The sequence below is a fragment of the Hydrogenophaga sp. IBVHS2 genome (genome assembly GCF_002127215.1).
Lineage (GTDB): Bacteria > Pseudomonadota > Gammaproteobacteria > Burkholderiales > Burkholderiaceae_C > Hydrogenophaga.
Genome location: NZ_NFUT01000006.1, coordinates 150,462 through 167,620 on the forward strand (window position 1 = coordinate 150,462; position 17,159 = coordinate 167,620).

Sequence of the window (17,159 nt, forward strand, 5' to 3'; positions counted from 1 at the left end):
CACCGCTTGACCTGCGCCACGCTGGTGCAGCAGGCGCCGCGCGTACAAAAAAGCCACCCGAAGGTGGCCTGGCCGTGTGCCGTTGCGGATCAGCCCTGGGGGCCGAGCACCTGCTGGAGTTCGCCCGACTGGTACATCTCCATCATGATGTCGGAGCCACCGATGAACTCGCCCTTGACGTAGAGCTGCGGGATGGTGGGCCAGTTGCTGTATTCCTTGATGCCCTGACGGATCTCGTCGTCTTCCAGCACGTTGACCGTGGTCACCGTCTTGGGGTCCACGCCGCTGGCCTTGAGGATCTGGATGGCCCGGCCGGAGAAGCCGCACATGGGGAAGCTGGCGTTGCCCTTCATGAAGAGCACGATGGGGTTGGATTTGACCAGTTGGTCGATGCGGGTCTGGGTGTCGCTCATGGTGGGGGTCCTCGCGGAATGGGCCGCTGCGGCCCGGAACAGCCGTGATTATCGTCCCGCAGGCCAGCGGCCTCCGCTGCACCGCGCAATGCCCGCGATGTCGTTGCGGCTGGCCACCCGCTCGAAGCCGGCTTCGTCCAGCAGGGCGCGGACCGCCGGGGCCTGGTCGTGGCCGTGCTCGAGCAGCAGCCAGCCGCCGGGCACCAGCGCGCCGGGGGCCTGCGCCACCAGGGTGCGGATGTCGTCCAGGCCGTCGATGCCGGCGGTCAGGGCCGAGCCGGGTTCATGGGCGAGTGCCGGCAGGTGCGGGTCGGCCTCGGCAATGTAGGGTGGGTTGCTCACCAGCAATTCGAACCGCTCGCCCGGCAGCGCTGCCAGCCAGGCGCCGTGGGCGAAGCGCAGCGGCAGACCGAGGCGCTCGGCATTGGCCCGTGCCACGGTCAGGGCAGCGGTGCTGGCATCGGTGGCGGTGATACGCCAGTCCGGCCGACGGCTGCGCAAGGCCAGGGCGATGGCACCACTGCCGGTGCCCAGGTCGGCCACGCGCGCGGCGGGCGGCAGCTCGGCGGACAGCGACAGCGCCCACTCGACCAGGGTTTCGGTATCGGGCCGCGGCACCAGCACCCGGGCGTCGACCCTCAGCGACAGGCCGAAGAACTCCTGCTCGCCCCGCAGGTAGGCCATGGGCTCGCCGGCCTGGCGCCGCGCCACCAGGGCGTCCAGGCGGGCTGCAGCGTCGGCCGACAGGGGCTCGTCGCCATGGGCGGCCAGCCAGGCGCGGTCGTGCGGATCGCGGCCGGCCACCATGAGCAGCAGCATCTGGGCGTCCAGCCGCTCCAGGCCCCCGGCCAGCAGCGATCGCAGGGCGGTGTCGAGGGTCATCGCGGGGCAGCCTCCAGCTCGGCCAGCAGCTCGGCGCCGCGCGCCACCTGCAGGGCATGGATGACCTCGCCCAGGTCGCCCTCCATCACCGCCAGCAGCTTGTACACGGTGAGGTTGATGCGGTGGTCGGTGAGCCGGCCCTGGGGAAAGTTGTAGGTGCGGATGCGGTCGCTGCGGTCGCCGCTGCCGATCAGGCCCTTGCGGGTGGCGGCCTCGCGGGCGGCGCGCTCGCTGCGGTCCTTCTCGCGCAGCCGGGCGGTGAGCACCTGCAGCGCCTTGGCCTTGTTGCTGTGCTGAGAACGGCCGTCCTGGCATTCAGCGGTGATGCCGGTGGGCAGGTGGGTCACGCGCACCGCAGAGTCGGTCTTGTTGATGTGCTGGCCGCCGGCGCCGCTGGCGCGGAAGGTGTCGATGCGCAGCTCGGCCGGGTTGAGCTGGATGGCCTGGGCCTCGTCGGGCTCGGGCATCACGGCCACGGTGGCGGCGCTGGTGTGGATGCGGCCCTGGGTTTCGGTGGCGGGCACCCGCTGCACCCGATGGCCGCCCGACTCGAAGCGCAGCCGGCCATAGACACCGTTGCCCTCGATGCGCAGCACCACTTCCTTGTAGCCGCCCACCTCGCCCGGCGATTCGCTCACCAGCTCGGTGCGCCAGCCCTGGCTGTCGGCATAGCGGGTGTACATGCGGGCCAGGTCGCCGGCGAACAGGGCGGATTCGTCGCCACCGGTGCCGGCCCGGATCTCGACGAAGGCCGGACGTTCGTCGTCCGGGTCGCGCGGCAGCAGGAGTTGCTGCAACTGGCCGTCGAGAGCCTGCAGGTCGGCATCGCAGGCGGTCATTTCTTCCCTCGCCATGCCGGCCATGTCGGGATCGGCCAGCAGTTCTTCGGCCGCGGCCCGGTCGGCCTCGCGCTGCTGGTGACGGTCGAACACCGCGACCAGCTCGCCCAGATCGGCGTGCTCGCGGCTGAGCTGTCTGAAGCGCGCCATGTCGTCCACCACGTCGGGTGCGGCGAGCAGGGCGTCGAGCTCGTGCAGGCGCGCGCGCTGGCGCAGCAGGGTGTCACGGACGAAGGGCTTCATGGGGAGGGGAGCCGATCCGCCGGTCGGCAGCGGTGGCGGCAGGCGGTGTGGGCCCGGCGGGCGGGCTAGGCGGCGTCGCGCGGCGGCGTGCCTTCGCGCAGGAACAGGCGGGAGACGGTCTGGGCGGTGGCCGCACGCGAAGCGGCATCGCCGGCGTGCAGCTCGGCCAGGGTGCCGTGGAGCATCTTCTGGGTCAGGCCTTTGGCCAGCGCCTCCATCACCGCTTCCACCGGCTCGCCTTTGGCCAGCATCCGGCGGGCACGGGCCATTTCGGCCTGCCGCCACGCATCGGCCTGGGCATTGATCTGCTGGATCAGCGGCACCACGCCGTGGGCGGGGTCGCGCTGTTCCATCCAGTGCATGAAGCTGAGCACGCCCGCGTCGATGATGGCTTCGGCCTGGGCCACGGCGGCCTGTCGCTGGTCGCGCCCGGTCTGCACCACGGCGGCCAGATCGTCCACCGTGTAGAGGTAGACATCGCCCAGGTCCTTGACCTCGGCCTCGATGTCGCGCGGCACCGCCAGATCGACCATGAACATCGGGCGGTGGCGGCGCTTTTTCAGCGCCCGCTCGACGGCACCCAGGCCGATGATGGGCAGGGTGCTGGCGGTGCAGCTGATGACGGCGTCGAACTCGTGCAGGCGCTCGGGGATCTCGGCCAGGCGCATCACCTGGGCGCCGAAGCGGCTGGCCAGGGCTTCGCCGCGCTCCAGCGTGCGGTTGGCGATGGCCATCGAGCGGGGCGTGCGGGCGGCAAAGTGGGTGGCCGCGAGTTCGATCATCTCGCCCGCGCCCACGAACAGCACGCGGGTTTCCTTGAGGTCTTCGAACAGCTGCGAGGCCAGCCGCACGGCCGCGGCGGTCATGCTGATCGAGTGGGCGCCGATCTCGGTGGAGGTCCGCACCTGCTTGGCCACCGCGAAGGAGCGCTGGAAGAGCTGGTGCAGCGTGGAGCCCAGGGCGCCTGCCTCGTCGGCGGCGCGCACCGCGTTCTTCATCTGGCCCAGGATCTGCGCCTCGCCCAGCACCATGCTGTCCAGGCCGCTGGCGACCCGGAAGGCGTGGCGCGCCGCCTGATCGTCGCGCAGGACGTAGGCATGCTCCCGGAGCACCTGAGGGCTCACGCCGCCGGTCTGCGCCAGCCATTCCAGCGTGGGCTCCACAATCGCGTGGTCGCCGGCGCCGTACAGTTCGGTGCGGTTGCAGGTGGACAGCAGCGTGGCCTCGGGTTGCCGGGGCAGGCTGCTGCGCAGGGTCTGGAGGGTGGGCTGGATCTGGTCCAGGGCGAACGCAAACCGTCCGCGCAGGTCGAGCGGGGCGGTGTTGTGGTTGATTCCCAGGGTCCAGACTGACATGGCTCGATTATAAATTTCGCCCCCGTCGTGGGGACTGTCAACTTTATATGACACTTTGGCTGTTAGCGGAACATGCAATCGGATTCCTGTTCCCGGCCCTGGCCGTGGGCGGGGTGCTGTGGCTGGCGCTGCGCACCCGCCGTACGGCCCGGCTGGGACCCGCCGCCCAGGCTTTGGTTCTGGTTCTGGTCGGGACGCTGGTGCTGCTGGCCGGGCTGCTGGTGTTCGGCCGGGATGGCAAGATGCTCACCTACGCGGCCCTGGTGCTGGTGCAGGGCACGGCCGGCTGGTGGTTGCGCGGGCGCTGATCAGGTCCGGATGTCGCCGCGGACCGGATCGAAGGCATCGACCCGGTCGGTGATCAGCCCGTCCAGGCCCATGCCGATCAGTCGCCGGGCTTCCTCGGCCTCATTGACGGTGTAGGTCAGGCAGCGAAGCCCGGCCTCCCGGGCCCGCGCCACACGCTCAGCGGTCCAGAGCCTGTGTTGCAGCACCACGGCGCAGCAGCCCAGCGCCATCGCCGGTTCGAGCCACCGGCGGTCGTCGGCGCCGTCGGGCAGCTGGCTGATCAGCAGACCCCGGGGCAGGTCCGGCGCCGCAGCCAGAGCGCCAGCCAGGGCCTCTGGGCGGAACGATGTGAGCAAAGGGCGCAGGGTCGGGTGGTCCGACCACAGCCGTCGGGCCTCCCGGCCCACCACGCGCCCGGTGAGATCGTCCGTGCCGGGGCTGGGCTTGATTTCCAGGTTGACCCAGTGGCCTTCCGGCTGTGCCAGGCTGAAAGCGGCCACATCGGCGAGGGTCGGCAGCCGTTCTCCCCGGAACGCCGGGGAGTGCCACGCGCCGGCATCCAGATCCGCCAGCCAGCTCCAGGGCTGCTCCCCCGCCGGGCCGCGTCCGCTGGTGGTCCGCTCCAGCGTGTCGTCGTGCAGCAGGAAGGGCACGCCATCGGCGCTCAGCCGCACGTCGCATTCGAGCATCCGGTAGCCGTGTGCCGCACCCAGGCGGAAGGCGGCCAGGGTGTTTTCAGGGGCCAGACGGCCAGCGCCCCGGTGGGCGATCCAGCGCGGGTAGGGCCAGGGTGCGGAAGGGGTCGGCATGGGCGGATTCTGCCGGCCCTTTGGCCCGTGCGGCCATGGGGCCTCAGGTACCATCGCGTGTTACTTTCAGCAGCCCTCCGCCGGCCGCCCCCATGAACGCACCGACCCCGCTCCCGCTTCTCGCCCACGCCTCCGACGATGCGCCGCGCCTGCGCGAGATTCCGTACAACTACACCTCCCTGTCCGATCGGGAGATCGTGATCCGGTTGCTGGGTGAACGTGCCTGGTCCTTGCTGGACGGACTGCGGGGCGAACGCCGCACCGGCCGGTCGGCCCGCATGCTGTACGAGGTGCTCGGCGACATCTGGGTGGTTCAGCGCAACCCGTACCTGCAGGACGACCTGCTCTCGAGTGCCAAGCGCCGCACCCAGCTGGTCGACGCCCTGAACCACCGCCTGACCGAGGTGCAGAAGCGCCGCTCGGCCGACGACGCCGTGCGCGACGCCATGGTGGCCGAGCTGCTGCAGGCCGCCCGCGGCGCGGTCGAGCGGTTTGCGCGGTCGTTCGACGAGATGGCCGACCTCCGCCAGCGGGCCACCCGGGCGCTGCGCAAGCTCACGGCCAAGGACAACATCAAGTTCGACGGCCTGTCCCGGGTGTCGCACGTCACCGATGCCACCGACTGGCGGGTGGAATACCCCTTCGTGGTGCTCACGCCGGACACCGAGGCCGAGATGGCCGGTCTGGTCAAGGGCTGTGTGGAGCTCGGCCTGACCATCGTCCCGCGCGGGGGCGGTACCGGCTACACCGGCGGCGCCATCCCGCTGACCTGGAAGAGCGCGGTGATCAACACCGAAAAGCTCGAGGCCATGACCGAGGTCGAATGGGTCACTGTGCCGGGCCACGACGAGAAGCTGCCCACCATCTGGACCGAGGCCGGTGTGGTCACCCAGCGCGTGGCCGACGCCGCCGAACGGGCCGGCCATGTGTTCGCGGTCGATCCCACCAGCGCCGAGGCGTCGTGCATCGGCGGCAACATCGCCATGAATGCCGGTGGCAAGAAGGCGGTGCTGTGGGGCACGGCGCTGGACAACCTGATCAGCTGGCGCATGGTGACGCCCCAGGCCCAGTGGCTGGAGGTCACCCGTCTGGACCACAACCGCGGCAAGATCCACGACGCCGAGGTCGCCACCTTCGAGCTGCGTTACTTCGAGGCCGACGGCCGCACCCCGGTGCGCACCGAGACCCTGAGCATCCCGGGCCGCACCTTCCGCAAGGAAGGCCTGGGCAAGGACGTGACCGACAAGTTCCTCTCGGGCCTGCCGGGCATCCAGAAGGAGGGCTGTGACGGCCTGATCACCAGCGCCCGCTGGCTGGTGCACCGCATGCCGGCGCACACCCGCACCGTCTGCCTTGAGTTCTTCGGCAACCCGAAGGACGGCGTGCCCAGCATCGTCGAGATCAAGGACTTCATGTTCGCCGAGCAGAAGCGCTCGGGCGTGCTGCTGGCGGGTCTGGAGCACCTGGACGACCGCTACCTGAAGGCGGTGGGCTACGCCACCAAGAGCAAGAAGGGCAACGGCGGCCTGCCCAAGATGGTGCTGATCGGCGACATCGTGGGCGACGACCCCGACGCCGTGGCGCGCGCCACCAGCGAGGTGATCCGCATCGCCAACACCCGCAGCGGTGAAGGTTTCGTGGCCATCAGCGCCGAGGCCCGCAAGAAGTTCTGGCTCGACCGCAAGCGCACCGCGGCCATCAGCAAGCACACCAACGCCTTCAAGATCAACGAGGACGTGGTGATCCCGCTGCCGCGCATGGGCGAGTACACCGAAGGCATCGAGCGCATCAACATCGAGCTCTCGCTGCGCAACAAGATCGCCCTGGCCGATGCGCTGGAGGCTTTCTTCACCCGTGGCAACCTGCCGCTGGGCAAGACCGACGATGCCAGCGACATCCCCAGCGCCGAACTGCTGGAAGACCGGGTGCAGCAGGCGCTGGCCCTGGTGCGCGACGTGCGCGAGCTGTGGTCGGGCTGGCTGGCCCGGGTCGATGCCCTGTTCCCCCAGCTGCAGGACCACACCCTGCGTGCCAGCTGGAAGACCCAGATCCGTGCTCCGCTGCAGCAGATCTTCAGCGGCTCGGCCTTCGGCGCCATCCTCACCGAATGCCAGGCCATCCACCAGCGCGTGCTCAAGGGCCGGGTGTGGGTGGCCCTGCACATGCATGCCGGCGACGGCAACGTGCACACCAACATCCCGGTCAACAGCGACGACTACGCCATGCTGCAGACCGCCCATGAGGCGGTGGCCCGCATCATGACCCTGGCCCGCAGCCTGGACGGCGTGATCTCGGGCGAGCACGGCATCGGCATCACCAAGCTCGAGTTCCTCACCGACGCCGAGCTCAAGCCCTTTGCCGACTACAAGGCCAAGGTCGACCCCGAGGGCCGCTTCAACAAGGGCAAGCTGCTGCGCCAGTCCACCGGCGACGCCGACGTGCGCAGCGCCGATCTGGCCCATGCCTACACCCCCAGCTTCGGCCTGATGGGACACGAGTCGCTGATCATGCAGCAGAGCGACATCGGCGCCATTGCCGATTCGGTCAAGGACTGCCTGCGCTGCGGCAAGTGCAAGCCGGTGTGTGCCACCCATGTGCCGCGCGCCAACCTGCTCTACAGCCCGCGCAACAAGATCCTGGCCACCTCGCTGCTCATCGAGGCCTTCCTGTACGAGGAGCAGACCCGCCGGGGCATCAGCATCCAGCACTGGGAGGAGTTCGAGGACGTGGCCGACCACTGCACGGTCTGCCACAAGTGCTACACCCCGTGCCCGGTGAAGATCGACTTCGGCGACGTCACCATGAACATGCGCAACCTGCTGCGCAAGATGGGTCAGAAGAGCTTCCGCCCGGGCAACGCGGCGGCCATGTTCTTCCTGAACGCCACCAACCCCGAGACCATCAAGGTGATGCGTTCGGCCATGGTCGATGTCGGCTTCAAGGCCCAGCGGCTGGCCAACAACCTGCTGCAGGGCCTGGCCCGCCAGCAGACCAGCGCCCCGCCAGCCACGCTGCGCGCCGCGCCGGTCAAGGAGCAGGTGATCCACTTCATCAACAAGAAGATGCCCGGCGGCCTGCCCAAGAAGACGGCGCGGGCCCTGCTGGACATCGAGGACAAGAACTACGTCCCCATCATCCGCGACCCGCAGAAGACCACGGCCGACACCGAAGCGGTGTTCTATTTCCCGGGCTGCGGCTCGGAGCGGCTGTTCAGCCAGGTGGGTCTGGCCACCCAGGCCATGCTCTGGCATGCCGGCGTGCAGACCGTGCTGCCGCCGGGCTACCTGTGCTGCGGCTACCCGCAACGCGGCTCGGGCCAGTTCGACAAGGCCGAAAAGATCATCACCGACAACCGGGTGCTGTTCCACCGCGTGGCCAACACGCTGAACTACCTCGACATCAAGACGGTGGTGGTGAGCTGCGGCACCTGCTACGACCAGCTGCAGGGCTATGAATTCGACAAGATCTTCCCGGGCTGCCGCATCGTCGACATCCACGAGTTCCTGCTCGAAAAAGGCGTGACCCTGCCCCAGGGCCAGGGCGGCTACCTCTACCACGACCCCTGCCACAGCCCCATGAAGCAGCAGGAGCCGATGAAGACGGTGCGCGCCCTGGTGGGCGACAACGTCATCGAGAGCAAGCGCTGCTGTGGCGAGTCGGGCACCCTGGGCGTGACCCGGCCGGACATCTCCACCCAGATCCGCTTCCGCAAGGAAGAGGAGCTGCAGAAGGGCGAGGCCGCACTGCGCGCCAACGGCACGGTCGGCATGAACGACAACGTCAAGATCCTCACCTCCTGCCCGAGCTGCCTGCAGGGTCTCAACCGCTACCAGGACGATCTCAAGAGCGGTCTGCTGGAGGCCGATTACATCGTCGTGGAGATGGCCCGCCAGATCCTGGGCGAGCACTGGCTGCCCACCTATGTGGCCCAGGCCAACCAGGGCGGCATCGAACGGGTGCTGGTCTGACCGCCGAACCCCCCCATCTCCCACCGGAACACGAACATGGCTGGACTCAACAAAGACACCCCGACCCCGCAGGACATCACGGTCCACAACGCCTCGAAGGTGATGGAGATCGCCTTCTCGGACGGCAAGACCTTCCGCATCCCGTTCGAGCTGATGCGGGTCTATTCCCCGTCGGCCGAGGTGCAGGGGCATGGCCCCGGCCAGGAGACGCTGCAGACCGGCAAGCGCGAAGTCGGCATCCTGGCACTCGACCCGGTGGGCAATTACGCCATCCAGCCCACCTTCACCGACGGCCACGACTCCGGCATCTTCTCCTGGGACTACCTGTATTTCCTGGGTGACCGCCAGGCCGAGCTGTGGGCCGACTACGAGGCGCGGCTGCAGGCCGCCGGCACCCACCGGGACGCCCCCATGCCCGAGAAGGCCGGCCACGGCTGCGGCAGCCACTGAACCCCCAGGCGCCCATGGCCAAGACCCATTTCGGATTCCAGACCGTCGACGAGCGCGAGAAGGCCCGGCGCGTGCGCGGCGTGTTCGACTCGGTCGCACCGCGGTACGACCTCATGAACGACCTGATGTCGGCGGGCCTGCACCGGCTCTGGAAGCGCTACACCATCACCGTGGCCAACCCGCAGCCCGGCCAGCAGGCCCTGGACATCGCCGGCGGCACCGGGGACCTGTCCATGGCGCTGGCCCGCAAGGTCGGCCCGACCGGTCGGGTGGTGCACACCGACATCAACGAAGCCATGCTGCGCGAGGGCCGCGCGCGCCTGCTCGACCACGGTCTGGTGCTGCCCACCCTGGTCTGCGACGCCGAGAAGCTGCCGTTCGCCGATGCCAGTTTCGACATCGTCACCGTGGCTTTCGGTTTGCGCAACATGACCCACAAGGAACTTGCGCTGGCCGAAATGCATCGCACGCTCAAGCCGGGGGGCAAGTTGCTGGTGCTGGAGTTTTCCCGGGTCGCCAAGCCGCTGGAAAAGGCTTACGACTGGTATTCCTTCAACATCCTGCCCAGGCTGGGTCAGATGGTGGCCAATGACGCGGAGAGTTACCGCTACCTGGCCGAGTCGATCCGCATGCACCCCGACCAGGAAACGCTCAGGCACATGATGAAAAACGCCGGCTTCGGCCATGTCGATGTCCACAACCTCACGGCCGGGGTGGTGGCGCTGCATGTGGGCATCAAGTGCTGAGGCGGCGACGCAAAGATTCACCCACGGAGGCAAACATGAAACAGAAGATCTGGGCCACCCTGCTGGCCATCACCATGGCGGTGGGGTCCACCGAGGTCTGGGCCAAGCGGCTGGGGGGCGGTTCGTCCATCGGCAAGCAGTCCGGCAACGTGACCCAGCGCAGCACGGCGCCGGCCCAGCCGGCGCAGGCCCCCACCCAGGCCGCGCCGGCCACGGCGCCCAGCCAGACCACGGCGGCCCGTCCGGGCACCGCTGCACCGGCCGCTGCCGCTCCCAAGCGCCCCTGGGGCGCCATGCTCGGTGGCCTGGCCGCCGGCCTGGGTCTGGCCTGGCTGGCTTCGGCCCTGGGCTTCGGTGAGGCCTTCGCGCAGTTCCTGCTGTTTGCCCTGCTGGCCCTGGTGATCATGGTCGTCATCGGTGCCGTGATGCGCCGCCGCGCCGGTTCTGCCCCGGCCGCCGGTGGTCTGGCTTACCAGGGTGCCGGCCGCAGCCCGGCGGCCGAGCCGATGGCCCCGCGCTCCTACAGCCCGCAGAACGTCGGCAACGACGCATCGGCCCGTCCGTGGGAGCGCAGCGCCCCCATCGGCCTGGAGCCGCTGGGCAGCAACCAGGGCGGCTCGATGATCGGCTCGGCCCTGTCGGGTCGCCAGAGCTGGGGCGTTCCGGCCGGTTTCGACGCCGAAGGCTTCCTCAAGGCTTCCAAGGCAAACTTCATCAACCTGCAGGACGCCTGGGACCGCGCCGACATTCCGGCCCTGCGCGCCATGATGACCGACGACATGCTGGTCCAGATCCAGGCCCAGCTGGCCGAGCGCGAACAGCAGGGCGCCGGCCAGCCCAACAAGACCGAGGTGGTCATGCTGGACGCCCAGCTGCTGGGCATCGAGGAGGTCGACGGCGTCTACATGGCCAGCGTCGAGTTCTCCGGCCTGATCCGCGAGGAGGCCTCGTCCGGCCCCAACCCGTTCCGCGAGGTCTGGAACATCACCCGTCCCCAGCAGGGTCCGGGGGGCTGGCTGGTGGCCGGGGTGCAGGCCCTGCAGTAAGCCCTGAGGCTTTCCTCCGGCGTCACGGGCGCCGGGGCTTTATCCGTCAGAATCGGGTGGTCATGAATGATGAACCACCCGTTTTTTCGTCCGGCGCCGGTGCCCGCACCGACAGCCATCCCCTGACCGGCCTGCTGGAGGCTCTGCGCCCGCCCCCATGGGTGGTGGACGAGGTCCAGAACCGCGTGGTGCTGTTCCTCAACCATGTGCTGCAGCAGGAACCGGCTGCCACCGACCGGCTGCGGCGCCAGCAGGGCAAGGCCATGCTGGTGCGCTGGAACGACATCAGCCTGGTGCTGGTGCCCACCGCCGCCGGCCTGCTGGAGCGCGGCGCCCCCGACGCCCGCCCCGAACTCACCATGACCGTGGCCCAGACCTCGCCGCTGGCGGTGGCCCAGTCGCTCATGGCCGGCCAGAAGCCGGCGGTGGACATCCAGGGCGATGTCCAGCTGGCGGCCGAGGTGGCCTGGCTGGTGGACAACGTGCGCTGGGACGTGGAGGAAGATCTGGCCCGCCTGATCGGCGATGCGCCGGCCCACACCCTGGGCCGTTTCGCCACCGGTGCGGTGCAGGCCCTGCGGGCCTTCCTGGAGCGCCTGCCGCGCCCGCCCGGCGGCGGGACTGCCCCATGACGCGCTACCTGCGCGGTGCGTTCATCGTCTGGGTGGTGCTGCGGCATGGCCTGGACGAGCTGGTGCTCTCCAGCTTCCGCCACCCCTGGATCCGCATGCTGGCCCGGGTGGTCACCCTGGGCCGCAAGCTCGATGCGCCACGCGGCCAGCGGCTGCGCGAGGCGCTGGAGCGGCTGGGCCCGATCTTCGTGAAGTTCGGTCAGGTGCTGTCCACCCGGCGCGACCTGCTGCCGCCGGACATTGCCGACGAGCTGGCCCGGCTGCAGGACCGGGTGCCGCCATTCCCCAGCGCCGTGGCCGTGGCCACCATCGAGCGGGCCTTCGGCCGTCGCCTGGATCAGGTGTTCAGCCATTTCGAGCAGGTGCCGGTGGCCAGTGCGTCCATCGCCCAGGTGCATTTCGGCACCCTGCGCGACGGTCGCCACGCCGGCCGTGAGGTGGCGGTCAAGGTGCTGCGGCCCAACATGCTGCCGGTCATCGAGAAGGACCTGAGCCTCATGCGGCTGATGGCCGGCTGGGTCGAGCGCCTGTCGGCCGACGGCAAGCGCCTCAAGCCGCGCGAGGTGGTCTCCGAGTTCGACAAGTACCTGCACGACGAGCTCGACCTGCTGCGCGAGGCCTCGAATGCGGCCCAGCTGCGTCGCAACATGGCCGGCCTGAACCTGGTGATGATTCCCGAGATGCTCTGGGACTACTGCCACACCGAGGTGATGGTCATGGAGCGCATGCACGGCATCCCGATCAACCGGGTCGACGAGCTGCGCCGGCGTGGCGTGGACATCCCCAAGCTGGCGCGCGACGGCGTGACCCTGTTCTTCACCCAGGTGTTCCGCGACGGCTTCTTCCACGCCGACATGCACCCGGGCAACATCCAGGTCAGCCTGGACCCGGCCACCTTCGGCCGCTACATCTCGCTGGATTTCGGCATCGTCGGCACCCTGACCGAGTTCGACAAGGAATACCTGGCGCAGAACTTCACCGCCTTCTTCCGCCGCGACTACCGCCGTGTGGCCGAGCTGCACATCGAGTCGGGCTGGGTGCCGCCCCAGACCCGGGTGGACGAGCTGGAGGCCGCCATCCGCGGGGTGTGCGAACCGTACTTCGACCGGCCGCTCAAGGAGATCTCGCTGGGCATGGTGCTCATGCGCCTGTTCCAGACCTCGCGCCGTTTCCAGGTGGAGATCCAGCCCCAGCTGGTGCTGCTGCAGAAGACGCTGCTCAACATCGAGGGCCTGGGCCGCGATCTGGACCCCGATCTGGACCTGTGGAGCACCGCCAAGCCCTTCCTGGAGCAGTGGATGCTGGAGCAGGTCGGCCCGCAGCGCCTGCTGGCCCAGCTCAAGGCCGAGGCGCCGCAGTACGCCAAGCTGCTGCCCGCCATCCCGCGCCTGCTGCACGACTACCTCAAGCACCGGCCGGATGATCTCCGGCGCGACATCGACGCGCTGGTGACGGAATCCCGCCGCACCCACCGGCTGCTGCAGACCCTGATCTACGGGGGCGTGGGCTTCGTGCTGGGACTGATCGCCATGCAGATCGTCCTGCGCATTCGGCTGTTCTGACGCCCGGGCCGTGTCCCACGCCCATCGGGGCGCGAATTTATAATGGCCGGTTTTGGTCTGCACGCCCCCTGTGCGGGGCGTGCGGTTGTTTCACAGGTACCTTCTGTTCTGCCATGCCGATCTATGCCTACAAGTGCGAGTCCTGCGGCCATGCCAAGGACGTCCTGCAGAAAATCTCCGATCAGCCGCTGAATGACTGCCCGTCCTGCGGCCAGCCCACCTTCCGCAAGCAGCTCACCGCTGCCGGCTTCCAGCTCAAGGGATCGGGCTGGTACGTGACCGACTTCCGGGGTGGCAACAACGGCGCCACCGGCGCGCCGGCCCCGGCCACCGACAGCGCGGCGGCCGCAGCCCCGGCCCCGGCGGCTGCACCGGCGGCGGCCAGTCCGGCCCCCGCTCCTGCGCCCTCCACCCCGACCTGAGCACGCCGCATGCCCTCCCTGCGCAAGTGGCTGCTGTCGGGACTGCTGGTCCTGGTGCCCCTGATCATCACCCTGTGGGTGCTGGACTGGGTGGTCGGCACGCTCGACCAGACGCTGCGCATCCTGCCCACCCACTGGCATCCGGACCAGGTCCTGGGCGTGCACATCCCGGGCCTGGGCGTGGTGTTCGCGCTGGCCGTGGTGCTGACCATCGGCGCGCTGGCGTCCAACATCATCGGCAACCGGCTGGTGAACTGGTGGCATGCGCTGCTGCACCGGATTCCGGTGGTGCGCTCCATCTATTCGGGCGTCAAGCAGGTGTCGGACACGCTGTTCTCGGAGAAGGGCAATGCCTTCCGCAAGGCGGTGCTGGTGCGCTGGCCGCACGAGGGCATGTGGACCATTGCCTTCCTCACCGGCAGCCCGGCCGGTCAGGTGCTGTCGACTCTGCGCGATCAGCCCGGTGCCCGGGCCGGCGACGAGGCCTTCATCAGCGTCTTCGTGCCCACCACACCCAACCCCACCGGCGGCTACTTCGTCATGGTGCGCCAGCGCGACTGCGTGGAGCTGGCCATGACGGTGGATGAAGCCCTGACCTACATCGTCTCCATGGGCGTCATCGTCCCGGGCAGCGGTCGCGGCAACGCGCCGCCTGCCGTGCTGCCCGCCATCCCCAAACCTTGAAAACCGGGCGGCTGCCGCCCGATCCCTCTGCGAAAGAAGCTCCACATGGCCATGCGCTCCATCTACTGCGGTCTGGTGACCGAAGCCCAACTCGGACAGACCGTCACGCTGGCGGGCTGGGTCAACCGCCGTCGCGACCACGGTGGCGTGATCTTCATCGACCTGCGTGACCGCGAAGGCACAGTGCAGGTGGTGTGCGACCCCGACCGGGCCGAGATGTTCAAGACCGCCGAGGACGTGCGCAACGAGTTCTGCGTGCAGGTGATCGGCCTGGTGCGCGCCCGCCCCGAGGGCACCACCAACGACAACATCAAGAGCGGCAGGATCGAGGTGCTGTGCCACGAGCTCAAGGTGCTCAACCCGTCGGTCACGCCGCCGTTCCAGCTCGACGACGACAACCTCTCCGAGACCACCCGCCTGACCCACCGCGTGCTGGACCTGCGCCGCCCCTACATGCAGCGCAACCTGATGCTGCGCTACAAGGTGGCCATGGAGGTGCGCAAGTTCCTCGACGCCAACGGTTTCGTCGACATCGAGACCCCCATGCTCACCAAGAGCACGCCCGAAGGCGCGCGCGACTACCTGGTGCCCAGCCGCGTGCACGACGGCCAGTTCTTCGCGCTGCCGCAGTCGCCCCAGCTGTTCAAGCAGCTGCTGATGGTGGCCGGCTTCGACCGCTACTACCAGATCACCAAGTGCTTCCGCGACGAAGACCTGCGCGCCGACCGCCAGCCCGAGTTCACCCAGATCGATATCGAGACCTCGTTCCTGACCGAGGAAGACATCCGCGACATGTTCCAGGGCATGATCAAGACGGTGTTCCAGAACACCCTGGGCGTGGACCTGGGCGAGTTCCCGGTCATGGCCTACGGCGAGGCCATGCACCGCTTCGGCTCGGACAAGCCCGACCTGCGCGTCAAGCTGGAGTTCACCGAACTCACCGATGTGATGGCCGACGTGGACTTCAAGGTGTTCAGCGCACCGGCCCAGATGAAGAACGGCCGCGTGGTCGCCCTGCGGGTGCCGGGCGGCGGCGAGATGAGCCGCAGCGAGATCGACGCCTACACCGAGTTCGTCAAGATCTACGGCGCCAAGGGCCTGGCCTGGATCAAGGTCAATGAGGTGGCCAAGGGCCGCGACGGCCTGCAGAGCCCGATCGTCAAGAACCTGCACGACCAGGCCGTGGCCCAGATCCTGGCGCGCACCGGTGCGCAGGATGGCGACATCATCTTCTTCGGTGCCGACAAGGCCAAGATCGTCAATGACGCCATCGGCGCCCTGCGCCTGAAGATCGGCCACAGCGAACTGGGCAAGAAGAACGGCCTGTTCGAGGACCGCTGGGCCCCGATGTGGGTGGTGGACTTCCCGATGTTCGAGTACGACGAGGAAGCCGACCGCTGGACCGCCGTGCACCACCCCTTCACCGCACCCAAAGACGGCCACGAGGACTGGATGGTCACCGCGCCCGAGAAGTGCATCGCCAAGGGCTACGACATGGTGCTCAACGGCTGGGAAATCGGCGGCGGCTCTGTGCGCATTCACACCGCCGCGGTGCAGCAGAAGGTGTTTGACGCCCTCAAGATCACACCCGAAGAGGCCCAGGTCAAGTTCGGCTTCCTGCTCGACGCGCTGCAGTACGGCGCGCCGCCCCACGGTGGACTGGCCTTCGGCCTGGACCGCATCGTCACGCTCATGACCGGTGCCGAATCCATCCGCGACGTGATCGCCTTCCCCAAGACCCAGCGCGCCCAGTGCCTGCTGACCCAGGCCCCGAGCCCGGTGGACGAGAAGCAGCTGCGCGAACTGCACATCAAGCTGCGCAACCCGGACGCCGTGCGCCAGGGCTGATCCCCGCAGGGCGGAGCCGTGAGCGAGCCGGTCCGCCCGTTCAAGGTGCCCTACAAGGTGCCTTTGTCGGTGCTGGTGGTGATCCACACACCGGCGCTCGACGTGCTGCTGATCGAGCGGGCCGACGTGCCGGGTTTCTGGCAGTCGGTCACCGGCGCCAAGGACCACCCCGACGAGCCCTGGGCGGCCACCGCGGCGCGCGAGGTGCTGGAGGAAACCGGCATCGACGTGCAGGCGCCGGGTCATGTGCTGACCGACTGGGCCCTTGAGAACGTGTACGAGATCTACCCGGGCTGGCGCCACCGCTATGCCCCGGGCGTGACCCACAACACCGAGCGACTGTTCGGCCTGTGTGTGCCGCAGGCCCGCCCGGTGACGCTCAGTCCGCGCGAGCACTGCAACCAAGTCTGGCTGCCCTGGACCGAGGCGGCCGACCGGTGTTATTCGCCTTCCAATGCCGAGGCGGTGCTGCAGCTAGCGCGTCGCCGTGCGGCTGGAGGCTGAACGCAGCCGGCGCTGCAGGCTGCGCAGCCGAAGCCAGTGCCGGCGCCGGGTGGATTCGGCCGCATCGGGCTGACTCAGCACCATCTCCAGCAGACGCTGGTACAGGTTCACCAGCCACCGCAGGCCGGAGATGTCGTCCCGCGGCGCATGGGCCAGCCGCGTTTCGATGTCGTCGAGCATGAGGGTGGAGGAGGGCGACGCACCGTCGCCGTCGGGTTCGGCGGGTCGGGGCGGTGTCAGCCGCCAGCGCGCAGCCTGCTCCTGCCCCGTCTGCGGTGCCCGCCGGCTCTGCGAGCAGAGTTCGAGGTCGGCCTGCGGGGGGCGTGGCTCCACCGCGTGCAGCAGGTCCCGGGAGCGGGGTGGGTCCGGGTCGACCGGATGCAGGACGGGATCGAGGGGCATGAAGACCTCCGGTTGCTGTGATGCCTCTGAGTGACCCCGCGTGCTTCGCCATGTCCTGAAGCTTCC

The 17,159-nt window shown here is 68.9% G+C and carries 17 protein-coding genes; 11 read left to right on the forward strand and 6 right to left on the reverse strand.

What is annotated here, in order from left to right:
• Positions 1–89 precede the first annotated feature (89 nt).
• The 4 genes from grxD to hemA all read right to left on the reverse strand — a co-directional run bounded on the left by grxD (position 90) and on the right by hemA (position 3,732).
• On the reverse strand, positions 90–413 hold the full coding sequence (gene grxD / locus CAP38_RS14235) for a Grx4 family monothiol glutaredoxin (protein WP_086122089.1): 324 nt from the start codon (positions 411–413) through the stop codon (positions 90–92).
• 48 nt (positions 414–461) lie between these two features.
• A complete protein-coding gene (prmC, locus tag CAP38_RS14240) occupies positions 462–1,295 on the reverse strand; it encodes a peptide chain release factor N(5)-glutamine methyltransferase (protein ID WP_086122090.1) in 834 nt (277 codons plus the stop codon).
• Positions 1,292–2,377, reverse strand: coding sequence for a peptide chain release factor 1 (prfA, locus tag CAP38_RS14245; protein WP_086122091.1), 1,086 nt, complete (start codon positions 2,375–2,377; stop codon positions 1,292–1,294). The genes prmC and prfA overlap by 4 nt, the downstream gene beginning before the upstream one ends.
• Before the next feature lie 65 nt (positions 2,378–2,442).
• Positions 2,443–3,732 (reverse strand): glutamyl-tRNA reductase, encoded by a 1,290-nt coding sequence (hemA, locus tag CAP38_RS14250; RefSeq protein WP_086122092.1) that lies wholly within the window; start codon positions 3,730–3,732, stop codon positions 2,443–2,445.
• Between the two features lie 47 nt (positions 3,733–3,779).
• Here hemA and CAP38_RS14255 point away from each other — a divergent pair, with 47 nt between their 5' ends.
• Complete coding sequence (locus tag CAP38_RS14255) at positions 3,780–4,040, forward strand: hypothetical protein (RefSeq protein WP_086122093.1); 261 nt, start codon at positions 3,780–3,782, stop codon at positions 4,038–4,040.
• On the opposite strand, the gene ugpQ is transcribed toward CAP38_RS14255, so the two are convergent.
• Positions 4,041–4,829, reverse strand: a complete 789-nt coding sequence (gene ugpQ, locus CAP38_RS14260; RefSeq protein ID WP_086122094.1) for a glycerophosphodiester phosphodiesterase — start codon at positions 4,827–4,829, stop codon at positions 4,041–4,043. It abuts the gene before it with no gap.
• Between the two features lie 92 nt (positions 4,830–4,921).
• Here ugpQ and CAP38_RS14265 point away from each other — a divergent pair, with 92 nt between their 5' ends.
• The 10 genes from CAP38_RS14265 to nudB all read left to right on the forward strand — a co-directional run bounded on the left by CAP38_RS14265 (position 4,922) and on the right by nudB (position 16,691).
• Positions 4,922–8,797: a DUF3683 domain-containing protein gene (locus CAP38_RS14265; protein WP_086122095.1), complete on the forward strand. Its 3,876-nt coding sequence runs from the start codon at positions 4,922–4,924 to the stop codon at positions 8,795–8,797.
• A gap of 36 nt (positions 8,798–8,833) precedes the next feature.
• Positions 8,834–9,247 carry a gamma-butyrobetaine hydroxylase-like domain-containing protein gene (locus tag CAP38_RS14270; protein WP_086122096.1) on the forward strand — a complete coding sequence of 138 codons (414 nt, stop codon included), beginning with the start codon at positions 8,834–8,836 and terminating at the stop codon, positions 9,245–9,247.
• 14 nt (positions 9,248–9,261) lie between these two features.
• Positions 9,262–9,993 carry a bifunctional demethylmenaquinone methyltransferase/2-methoxy-6-polyprenyl-1,4-benzoquinol methylase UbiE gene (gene ubiE, locus CAP38_RS14275; RefSeq protein WP_086122097.1) on the forward strand — a complete coding sequence of 244 codons (732 nt, stop codon included), beginning with the start codon at positions 9,262–9,264 and terminating at the stop codon, positions 9,991–9,993.
• A gap of 35 nt (positions 9,994–10,028) precedes the next feature.
• Positions 10,029–11,039, forward strand: a complete 1,011-nt coding sequence (locus CAP38_RS14280; RefSeq protein ID WP_086122098.1) for a Tim44 domain-containing protein — start codon at positions 10,029–10,031, stop codon at positions 11,037–11,039.
• Between the two features lie 62 nt (positions 11,040–11,101).
• Positions 11,102–11,671: an SCP2 domain-containing protein gene (locus CAP38_RS14285; RefSeq protein WP_086122099.1), complete on the forward strand. Its 570-nt coding sequence runs from the start codon at positions 11,102–11,104 to the stop codon at positions 11,669–11,671.
• The gene (gene ubiB / locus CAP38_RS14290; protein ID WP_086122100.1) at positions 11,668–13,233 is read left to right on the forward strand and encodes a ubiquinone biosynthesis regulatory protein kinase UbiB; all 1,566 of its coding nucleotides are present in this window, start codon (positions 11,668–11,670) and stop codon (positions 13,231–13,233) included. The genes CAP38_RS14285 and ubiB overlap by 4 nt, the downstream gene beginning before the upstream one ends.
• Before the next feature lie 113 nt (positions 13,234–13,346).
• Complete coding sequence (locus CAP38_RS14295; RefSeq protein ID WP_086122101.1) at positions 13,347–13,655, forward strand: FmdB family zinc ribbon protein; 309 nt, start codon at positions 13,347–13,349, stop codon at positions 13,653–13,655.
• A gap of 9 nt (positions 13,656–13,664) precedes the next feature.
• On the forward strand, positions 13,665–14,339 hold the full coding sequence (locus CAP38_RS14300) for a DUF502 domain-containing protein (RefSeq protein ID WP_086122102.1): 675 nt from the start codon (positions 13,665–13,667) through the stop codon (positions 14,337–14,339).
• Between the two features lie 45 nt (positions 14,340–14,384).
• Positions 14,385–16,187, forward strand: a complete 1,803-nt coding sequence (aspS, locus tag CAP38_RS14305; protein WP_086122103.1) for an aspartate--tRNA ligase — start codon at positions 14,385–14,387, stop codon at positions 16,185–16,187.
• Positions 16,188–16,205: 18 nt separating this feature from the next.
• On the forward strand, positions 16,206–16,691 hold the full coding sequence (gene nudB, locus CAP38_RS14310; protein WP_256924466.1) for a dihydroneopterin triphosphate diphosphatase: 486 nt from the start codon (positions 16,206–16,208) through the stop codon (positions 16,689–16,691).
• Here nudB and CAP38_RS14315 read toward each other — a convergent pair.
• Positions 16,662–17,093 carry a hypothetical protein gene (locus CAP38_RS14315; protein WP_086122104.1) on the reverse strand — a complete coding sequence of 144 codons (432 nt, stop codon included), beginning with the start codon at positions 17,091–17,093 and terminating at the stop codon, positions 16,662–16,664. The two genes, nudB and CAP38_RS14315, sit on opposite strands and share 30 nt — an antisense overlap.
• Positions 17,094–17,159: the final 66 nt, after the last annotated feature.

Excerpts from the sequence above, each read along its gene's own strand:
- grxD (WP_086122089.1), bottom strand. The coding sequence starts at position 413 with ATGAGCGACACCCAGACCCGCATCGACCAACTGGTCAAATCCAACCCC.
- CAP38_RS14315 (WP_086122104.1), bottom strand. The coding sequence starts at position 17,093 with ATGCCCCTCGATCCCGTCCTGCATCCGGTCGACCCGGACCCACCCCGC.
- CAP38_RS14270 (WP_086122096.1), top strand. The coding sequence starts at position 8,834 with ATGGCTGGACTCAACAAAGACACCCCGACCCCGCAGGACATCACGGTC.
- ubiB (WP_086122100.1), top strand. The coding sequence starts at position 11,668 with ATGACGCGCTACCTGCGCGGTGCGTTCATCGTCTGGGTGGTGCTGCGG.
- CAP38_RS14300 (WP_086122102.1), top strand. The coding sequence starts at position 13,665 with ATGCCCTCCCTGCGCAAGTGGCTGCTGTCGGGACTGCTGGTCCTGGTG.
- prfA (WP_086122091.1), bottom strand. The coding sequence starts at position 2,377 with ATGAAGCCCTTCGTCCGTGACACCCTGCTGCGCCAGCGCGCGCGCCTG.
- prmC (WP_086122090.1), bottom strand. The coding sequence starts at position 1,295 with ATGACCCTCGACACCGCCCTGCGATCGCTGCTGGCCGGGGGCCTGGAG.
- CAP38_RS14295 (WP_086122101.1), top strand. The coding sequence starts at position 13,347 with ATGCCGATCTATGCCTACAAGTGCGAGTCCTGCGGCCATGCCAAGGAC.
- aspS (WP_086122103.1), top strand. The coding sequence starts at position 14,385 with ATGGCCATGCGCTCCATCTACTGCGGTCTGGTGACCGAAGCCCAACTC.
- CAP38_RS14285 (WP_086122099.1), top strand. The coding sequence starts at position 11,102 with ATGAATGATGAACCACCCGTTTTTTCGTCCGGCGCCGGTGCCCGCACC.
- CAP38_RS14265 (WP_086122095.1), top strand. The coding sequence starts at position 4,922 with ATGAACGCACCGACCCCGCTCCCGCTTCTCGCCCACGCCTCCGACGAT.
- hemA (WP_086122092.1), bottom strand. The coding sequence starts at position 3,732 with ATGTCAGTCTGGACCCTGGGAATCAACCACAACACCGCCCCGCTCGAC.
- CAP38_RS14255 (WP_086122093.1), top strand. The coding sequence starts at position 3,780 with ATGACACTTTGGCTGTTAGCGGAACATGCAATCGGATTCCTGTTCCCG.
- ugpQ (WP_086122094.1), bottom strand. The coding sequence starts at position 4,829 with ATGCCGACCCCTTCCGCACCCTGGCCCTACCCGCGCTGGATCGCCCAC.
- CAP38_RS14280 (WP_086122098.1), top strand. The coding sequence starts at position 10,029 with ATGAAACAGAAGATCTGGGCCACCCTGCTGGCCATCACCATGGCGGTG.
- ubiE (WP_086122097.1), top strand. The coding sequence starts at position 9,262 with ATGGCCAAGACCCATTTCGGATTCCAGACCGTCGACGAGCGCGAGAAG.